Annotated in this window: 12 protein-coding genes; 8 read left to right on the forward strand and 4 right to left on the reverse strand. The window is 41.2% G+C overall.

Features of this window, described 5'->3' with window-relative positions:
- Positions 1 to 67: 67 nt before the first annotated feature.
- Positions 68 to 628: a MerR family transcriptional regulator gene (locus tag H9630_RS18610; protein WP_191716968.1), complete on the reverse strand. Its 561-nt coding sequence runs from the start codon at positions 626 to 628 to the stop codon at positions 68 to 70.
- A 300-nt stretch (positions 629 to 928) separates the two neighbouring features.
- Between H9630_RS18610 and H9630_RS18615 the strand changes: the two genes are divergently transcribed.
- From H9630_RS18615 to H9630_RS18625, 3 genes are all read left to right on the forward strand, one after another.
- The gene (locus H9630_RS18615; protein WP_191716969.1) at positions 929 to 1,210 is read left to right on the forward strand and encodes a hypothetical protein; all 282 of its coding nucleotides are present in this window, start codon (positions 929 to 931) and stop codon (positions 1,208 to 1,210) included.
- 164 nt (positions 1,211 to 1,374) lie between these two features.
- A complete protein-coding gene (locus H9630_RS18620) occupies positions 1,375 to 1,605 on the forward strand; it encodes a hypothetical protein (RefSeq protein WP_191716970.1) in 231 nt (76 codons plus the stop codon).
- Positions 1,606 to 1,738: 133 nt separating this feature from the next.
- Positions 1,739 to 2,017, forward strand: coding sequence for a hypothetical protein (locus H9630_RS18625; RefSeq protein WP_191716971.1), 279 nt, complete (start codon positions 1,739 to 1,741; stop codon positions 2,015 to 2,017).
- A gap of 90 nt (positions 2,018 to 2,107) precedes the next feature.
- On the opposite strand, the gene H9630_RS18630 is transcribed toward H9630_RS18625, so the two are convergent.
- Positions 2,108 to 2,272 (reverse strand): hypothetical protein, encoded by a 165-nt coding sequence (locus tag H9630_RS18630; protein WP_191716972.1) that lies wholly within the window; start codon positions 2,270 to 2,272, stop codon positions 2,108 to 2,110.
- A 351-nt stretch (positions 2,273 to 2,623) separates the two neighbouring features.
- Positions 2,624 to 2,899 (reverse strand): hypothetical protein, encoded by a 276-nt coding sequence (locus H9630_RS18635; protein WP_191716973.1) that lies wholly within the window; start codon positions 2,897 to 2,899, stop codon positions 2,624 to 2,626.
- 103 nt (positions 2,900 to 3,002) lie between these two features.
- On the opposite strand from H9630_RS18635, the gene H9630_RS18640 reads away from it, so the two are divergent.
- The 5 genes from H9630_RS18640 (at position 3,003) to H9630_RS18660 (ending at position 5,969) form a co-directional block, all read left to right on the forward strand.
- Positions 3,003 to 3,569 (forward strand): site-specific integrase, encoded by a 567-nt coding sequence (locus tag H9630_RS18640; RefSeq protein WP_191716974.1) that lies wholly within the window; start codon positions 3,003 to 3,005, stop codon positions 3,567 to 3,569.
- A 462-nt stretch (positions 3,570 to 4,031) separates the two neighbouring features.
- Positions 4,032 to 4,361 (forward strand): plasmid mobilization protein, encoded by a 330-nt coding sequence (locus H9630_RS18645; protein ID WP_049694576.1) that lies wholly within the window; start codon positions 4,032 to 4,034, stop codon positions 4,359 to 4,361.
- Entirely contained in the window at positions 4,328 to 5,494 is a 1,167-nt protein-coding gene (locus tag H9630_RS18650) for a relaxase/mobilization nuclease domain-containing protein (RefSeq protein WP_191716975.1), read from the forward strand. Before H9630_RS18645 ends, H9630_RS18650 begins: the two co-directional genes overlap by 34 nt.
- On the forward strand, positions 5,478 to 5,621 hold the full coding sequence (locus H9630_RS18655; protein WP_191716976.1) for a hypothetical protein: 144 nt from the start codon (positions 5,478 to 5,480) through the stop codon (positions 5,619 to 5,621). The genes H9630_RS18650 and H9630_RS18655 overlap by 17 nt, the downstream gene beginning before the upstream one ends.
- 75 nt (positions 5,622 to 5,696) lie before the next feature.
- Positions 5,697 to 5,969 carry an AbrB/MazE/SpoVT family DNA-binding domain-containing protein gene (locus tag H9630_RS18660; protein ID WP_191716977.1) on the forward strand — a complete coding sequence of 91 codons (273 nt, stop codon included), beginning with the start codon at positions 5,697 to 5,699 and terminating at the stop codon, positions 5,967 to 5,969.
- A 104-nt stretch (positions 5,970 to 6,073) separates the two neighbouring features.
- Here the strand turns inward: H9630_RS18660 and H9630_RS18665 are convergent, their stop codons facing one another.
- Positions 6,074 to 7,018, reverse strand: coding sequence for a cytosolic protein (locus H9630_RS18665; protein WP_191716978.1), 945 nt, complete (start codon positions 7,016 to 7,018; stop codon positions 6,074 to 6,076).
- Positions 7,019 to 7,737 lie beyond the last annotated feature (719 nt).

The raw sequence follows: 7,737 nt of genomic DNA on the forward strand, positions 1-7,737 counted from the left end.
TTGTATTCTGCCAAAGTCATGTATTGCACCGACCTCTCTTTTTCTTTGCGTTACAAGTTAAGAACGATCATTTAAAAAGGCGACTCCAAAACCTTTTCTTTAATTCTTTAGCTGGTTTGGCTGCCTCTTCTTCATCCGTCTTTTTTTCTAAAAGTAAAGGAGGAGGATTTTCTAGGGCCTCTTTAATAAAGCGATTTTGATCCTCTAATTTTTGAATGAGTAAGGCATTAAACTCTTCTTGTTTTGCTAATTTTTGATTCACTTCAGTTAAGACTTTCTTTAATTCCGTCACGTCCTCAGTAGTCGCCAAAGCCCGCGCAGAATGGCTTTCTTCAGTTTTATCACGCTTATTATCATTAATAATCACGGGAAATTCATGCTTTATAACGTCCGCCACGCCAATAGTTTCATAGCCAGCATCATATAGCTTCTTAATTCGCAGCAAAACGTCTATTGCAGTAGAGTCGTATTTCTTGGCACGATTCCCGCCCTTGCTCATGAAATAAGGATGAAATTTCGTTATATATCTTCTTAAACTGGGTTCAGAGATTCTTGTTTTCTCTGCCAATTCAGCAATGCTATACCATTCTTGAATGCTTATCATCACCTTTCGTCGTTCATTCATCATCACGTCGTCACATAAAGAATGCTTTCATATCAACGTTTCATTTGCTTTTATCTTATCACATGAATTCATAGATGGTTCAATGAAGCAGTAAAATGAAATTAAAAAAATAGATCGGCTAAAAGAGGATCAGAAGCAACTAGCTGGCCCCACGTTAGAAGAACTAGAATTCAATGCAGCTGAAAAGCGAGTTGAATGCTATGAAAAAGATAAAAATAATCAAAGCTTATGGTAAGGATCTAGAACAAATAAAACCATTGGTTGCTGATATGCTAAAATCTAGAAAACGAGGAGGGAATTAGGATGAAGATTATTTCGAAATCTCTACTAGGAGCAACTGCTATCCATGGCATTTATTTTATGACTACTATGGCGATAGGATACGTAAAAACGGTGAATTATGAACCAGACTGGGAAGCCGCCTGGGCTAATGTAGAAAATCTGCCCAGCGAAGTTGCTTTCGGCTCTGCACCTTCTCCTTTGCTATATGTAGGTTCGTTTTTAGCAACGGTGTTAGCATGTGGAATCATTTTAAGTATGCATGATAAATTCTCCTCTAATTCTTCGGAAACAGGGGTATCCTAAACCTTTTTATTTTAGCGGATTTGAATGTAACTTAAGTGCAGTTAAGTTACATTCAAACTCAAGAAAAAATAACTCAAAGCTCATAACGTGCTAAAAAAAGGAAATTCATCTGCTGGTAGGGAATTATTAATATAAATCAATTGATACCGAAGGCGGTGAATGAAATGAAAGAGATAGTAGTAGGGGGAATCGGGATATTGTCAGGTGTGGTTTTATTTGGACTGACACTAGTAGCCGCAGCAATTTATTCACCTTATCAGGCAACAGTGGGGTACTCTTCCGAAATGGGACTGTTCGTTTCGACATTAGGAGCAATTGGAATTTTTCCCCTCGTGATCAGTACGGTGCTTTTTGCTTCAGGAATTTATTTTCTAGTTAAAGACATGAAAAACTAATTGCGCTCAACTTACATAGGGAATTATTGGCCCATTACATAAATGGGCCTTTTTTATAAAAACTGAATGTAACTTATTGTGAATTAAGTTACATTCAGATATAGACAGGATGTAAATCAGAAGGAGGGGTATTTTGCTTAAAAAAATCTACTCGATTCTTTCAGCAATTTGTTTTGCTTTAATGATTTTACCGTTTGCACTTCCTTCTTCTCCAGGAAGCTTTGACCTTTTAGTATTTATCATGGAGATAAACTTCTATTTGCCGCTAATTTTCGGTGTAGCAGGGATCATTCTAGGATTACTCGGACTTAAAGGCAATGTAAGACTCTATTTAGTTTCGTTTAATGCTTGTGGTCTAGCCATATATCTATTCCTTACTTTTGTAGCCATCTATGGTTTTAAAGAACCTTAATCAGTTTTTTGAATGTAACTTATTAGCAATTAAGTTACATTCAAAATCCATAAAAAATACCCACCTATTGAGTGAGTATTTCCATTTCCTTTATTCAGGATCTGGTTCTGGTTCAGTTACTTTTCTCAAGATGAAACCTAATGTTATCCCACCAATAAATAGACTCATTCCGCTAAAATCCATATCTCCTGTCAGAAGACCTAAAATGGGCCAGAGAATCATAACTACAAAAACAGATAAGAAGAGGTATTTCATTTTTGGTCCTCCTAATAAGTATTTTGTTTTTTCTGTTATCTTAGCATAAAATGAATTATCTATTGGAAAAATTTTTAATGAAAAGTACTTTGAAAATGAATTTTGAATGTAACTTAATACAAATTAAGTTACATTCAAATCCCTGATTCCATTGACTTTCTAGAAAAAAACGACGAAACTGAAATTACTAGAAAAAAAGATACATTCAAAACCTTGATTCTACTGGGCTCGCTTTTCGTTGACGGCGCTCTTTTTTCTTTTGGCCAAAATGCCTTCCGTAGTTCGCTACATCTGTTTTATTCATATAGAAAAGAAAAAACAAGAAGATTAAATATATCTTCTTGTTTTTGATTAGTTATTCGATTTTTTATTCCGATTAAATTCTTCTACAAACTTTTCATGCTTCTTTTTATCAAAAAAGTTCCAAAGCAGATAAATTAAAATTGCCGAAACTAGAGAAAGTAAAGATGCTTTAAAGACGAAGTCAAAATCCATTTCGCTGACGGTACGATCTATTCCAGCTTGGTTGAGGATTTCATACGTAGACCCTTGATAATCCCAAAAAACAAAGGAAAAAATAAATCCAATTAATATTCCCCCAACTAAAGATAACGTGAATTTTTTCATGAAAACGCCCCCCTGCTTCCATTTTATCTCAACTTGTTAGAATTTATTATCAAAAAATGAAATAGTAAGTTTTTTTATTGATTTTGGAAAGAGGTTTTTTAAAATGGCTAATAAGCAAAACGAAATCAAAGACGTGCAGCCGATCCGATCGCTGGCAAAAATCGAGGACATGAAATGGAGCCTGAAAAAATGGTGCGGCGAACGGGATTATATCTTGTTTCTCCTGGGCATCAATTCGGGTCTGCGGGTAGGGGATTTATTAAAGGTCAAAGTGAGCGAGATCAAAGGCAAGCAAGTCGTATCGCTGCGTGAAGGAAAAACCGGAAAACGGCGGACCATCCACCTCGGCAACATCTACGACGAACTGAATGCTTATATCGACGCGTTAAACGGCTCAGAATGGCTGTTTCCGAGCCGCAAAGGGAAAAAACCGATTACAAGGGTCCAAGCGTACCGCCAGCTCAACAAGGCGGCCCAGATGGTCGATATGCCGGATGGCATTGGCACGCACACGTTGCGCAAGACATTCGGCTACTGGCATTACAAGCAATTCAAAGACATTGCCGAGCTGCAGAACATCCTCAACCACGCCCATCCGCAGATTACCCTGCGCTACATCGGCATTACGGATGAACAGATTGAGAGTAACTTGAAGACGTTTCGGTTATAAAACGGATGCCATATATTTTCTATCAGAAAGAAGGAGCTGTTTTTCTAAGAATGAAAAACAATTCCTTTTATTTCGTTTTGGCTCGTAAGCGATTTCGGCAATTAGTTGGCGTTTATCGCCAGAATAATTGCCTGATGATCTAGGGGGTTTTTGGTTAAATGGGCCGGCTGCTAAACGTGAAAACGTTTGGCCATCGGCTTGCTTTTTGGTTTCGGGGACGAGCGATCAGCTGCGTGCCAGAAACCTTCTTTTTGATTTTTGGGGAGGGTCAAGGGAAAGCATTTCCCTTGTGGGGTTGGGCAACGCCCAAGGTCTTTGGGGGATTGGGGGACTCCCCAACAAGCTGTAAATGGGTACCATTTACGAAGCTTGCCAACCCTCTATTATGCTGATATACTCGGAGCACACCAACGAGTAGGAAGCATAATTTCAATCGCAGATTGAAAAGGAGGGGCGGTCTTTTTGGGAGAGAACAGGAAAGAGAATCGACAGATTAAATTTCGGGTGAACGACCTCGAATTCCAGCAGCTTGAGCAAATGGCTCAAGCTGCTGGAATGAGTGTGCCGACCTTCTGCAAGAAGCAGGCACAAGGGGCGAGAATGACGCCTCCCAAGATCGATCGGGAGGGGGCATTTGAGATGGCTCGGCAATTGCGCGCGATTGGAAACAACGTCAATCAGTTGTCCAAGCGGGCCAATGAGGGGGCGGCAGTTCCGAAAGAGGAAGTGCAGCGCATAGAGAAGGAGTTGCACGCGTTATGGCAACAATTCAACTCGGCAATACAAAAGTAGCGACCAAACTGATTTCCTATGCGGAGAAGCGCGCGAAAGAACGGGGTGGAGTGGATTGCCCGGCAGAATATGCCAAGGCGCAATTTAAAGCCACCAGAGAGCTCTGGGGCAAGACAGAAGGCATTCAGGCCCATCATGTCATTCAATCGTTTAAACCAGGCGAAGTGACGGCTAAAATGGCCAACGAAATCGGTCAGGACTTAGCCCGGAATATTGCTAAGGGACATGAAGCAGTGGTGTATACGCATACCGACAAAGACCACATTCACAATCACATTGTCATCAATGCGGTCAGTTTCGAGAATGGCAGCAAGTATCAATCCTCTAAGAAGGACTTGTACAAGATTCGGGAACAAAGTGATCAACTTTGTTTGGCCAAAGGCTTGTCGATCGTCAAAGAACCCACGGCCCAGATTCGCTATACCCTCGCGGAAAAAGCGTTGCTAGAAAAAGGGAAAGACAGCTGGAAAGACGAGATTCGGGAAAGCATCGACAGCATCAAAGGCCAGGCAACCAGCCTGCCGGATCTCGCCCATCAATTAAAAGCGCAGTTTGGCATTGAAACCAAAATCACCAATAAAAACATCAGCTTCAAGCACCCCGATTTTGAACGGTTTGTCCGGGGAACAAAACTAGGCTTGGCTTACGAAAAGGAGACGTTGACGCATGAGTTTGAAAGACAAATTGAACGAGGTCAAGAGCGAGGAAGCGCCAGTCTATCAGACGCAGCCTCTGCCGAATTCGAACGAACTGGAAAAACTGATGAAGGAAACGAACGAACTCAACACGTTGATGAAAAGCTACATTCGGGTCCACATGGACAAGGACGGGACCAGTCAAATGACACTGGACAACGAACTGGCGAAAATCACGAAAGTCAGCCAGGACGTACAGCAACAGATGATTTCGATTTTGAAAGCGCTCGAGAGCACGCAGCGCGATTACGGGAATCAGCTTCTGCAGCACTTGGAAACTGGCACGAGCGAGATGGCAGCGAACAACGAAACGACCGTCCAGAAAATGGGCGAGATCGAGGGCATGTTGAGCAACGGCATGAGCCAGATGAACCGCAGAATGAACGAAAACATGGACGACCTCGAGAAAAGGAGCAAGACCATGGTCCAGAACGTTAGAAAAGGCGCGTTGCTCAATTACTGGTCAGATGTCGCCAAATACGGCTTAGGGACGGCTGTATTCATCGTCCCCGTGTATCTGGCGATCAAGTTCCTCTTCTCGCTGATGGGCGTAGAAATGCCTTAAAGAATGGATTTAAATCCCAACCAATGAATGATAAACTGGTGAAGATTTTAAAACTGAAGGCAAGGTTGTGTAAAAATGAAAAGTACCGGTGTTATACGAAAAATAGATCCGCTAGGCCGTCTTGTGTTTCCCATCGAATTAAGACGAACCATGAATTTAAATGAAGGCGATGCCATGGAAATCTTCGTGGACGGCGACTTTGTGCTGCTGAAGAAATACCAGGCGCATCGGGCGTGTGCCGTAACCGGTCAGGTACTAGCAGAAAACAAAGAGTTTGCTCCGGGACTGATGTTAAGTCCGGAAGGCGCTCGGATTTTGTTCGATCAACTACAAAAAGAAAACAGCTGATGAGTGAAACATAAGCCATTCAGCCACATTCCCCTTTTTTAAGGCCTTTCCCGGTCTTGAAAAGGGGATTTTTTCACGCTGGCTAAAAGGAATCCTCTACGGGATCAGCTTAAATCTTCCAACCAGTTATAAAAACGGACTTTAGGCGTTGCAGACGGCTGCACATGAGGTTTGGAAACCACTAAATACCGCTGATTGGCCATTCCTTCACTGAAAACAGCCACGATATTGCGTATTTCTACCCCGTTCATCAGATTAATCGCCATTTTATTGAGTAATTGCATCGCTTGAAGCACTTTTCTCTCGTCACAGTCCATTCCAACCCGTAAAGCAAGCGTTCCAGCGACCGTTTTGATGGAATCAGGGAACGGAAACGCCATAATCTCATCAAATAGCATGAGTTGAAATTGGTTGGCCTGATAAACCTGCAATTTTTCGCGTGTTTTTTCTTGGTTTTGGTTTGAATCTTGCACATCATTTTCAATAGCTTGCTGTATACTATCTCTTTCTTGTAGTGAATTAAAAGAGTTAATATGGTTAGAACTCGTTTTTTGCCCTTCTACACTTACAGCCCCAACAGGTTCAGCGTTTTGAAGAGGTGCAACTAGAGGTGCAAAAGGAGGTGCAACGACATCCGATTGGGGCAGTGAATCAAGGAAGAAGACCTCATTTAAAATTTGGCTGAAGTTGGGGTGTTCTTTGTATACGAAAATGTATTTCCCTGCCTTGTCATCTGCTAGCCGGGCCACAACCAGTTGATCGGTTTCCTTAATCGAAGCGACAGCGCTTTTTACGGTGCGGACCGAGCAATTGACCTTTTCTGCCAGTTTATCTGCACCGATTTTGCAAATGCCTCTGCCACTCAGTAAATAAATGATTTCATCCAACACCAGTTTTCGCTTATTTGGAAACAGTTGGCCAAAACTTTTTCCCATCTTGAAGACTTTCTCTTCAATCGTGGAAAGGATGGTTTCTTTGCGGATTTTATTGCAGTAGCTGCCTTGAAAATAACGTTGTACATCCTGGTTATACGCTGTTAAGAGTGTCATTGAGGTTTCTCCTTTTCAGGAACAGAAAAAGACACCGTTTCCCGATAAACATAAGGGGAAACAGTGTCTTTTTTACTCAGATTAACTAAAATTAAGCTAAAGCGAATAATTTTCCTTGAAACTAACTGCATTACCCCGTAAAATGAGGGTATAAATCAGGAAGCAACAAAGAACTTCGACAAGAGTTTCCCTACCGTGAATAGGGGGACGGTTACAATGGTGTTGTCGCACCTTGTAACAGTTGAGGTTCTTTTTCCGTTCATATTCTAATTACTGACAATTCTACAGATAAAATTTCTCCAAAGCAACAGCAAATAATCGTATTTTTAAAACACTTGAAGCCTGAGTATATGGATTTATCGTTAATAAAGAACCATTTTTGGACATAGTAGAAAGAGTTGGATGAAATCCAAGCACCCTTCGGGTGTTTTTTTTGTGGCCTACTTTATAAGATTTTAGAAGCTTCTGCTTAAAGATACTTTACGATACAAAGCAATTACTTTCCGATTTCGTTCTTCCCATTCAGGTGTTTTCTGCATAGGAATATTAAAAGCTGATTCTAGTTCAGTCATAAGAGCAGACAGCATGAGATCTTTCTCATGGTTTGGTAAGTTGCTGTGCATGAGTGTTTCGTATCGTTTATTGTATTCTGCCAAAGTCATGTATTGCACCGACCTCTCTTTTTCTTTGCGTTACAAGTTAAGAACGATCATTTAAAA

The sequence above is a fragment of the Planococcus wigleyi genome, assembly GCF_014836985.1.
Lineage (GTDB): Bacteria > Bacillota > Bacilli > Bacillales_A > Planococcaceae > Planococcus > Planococcus notacanthi.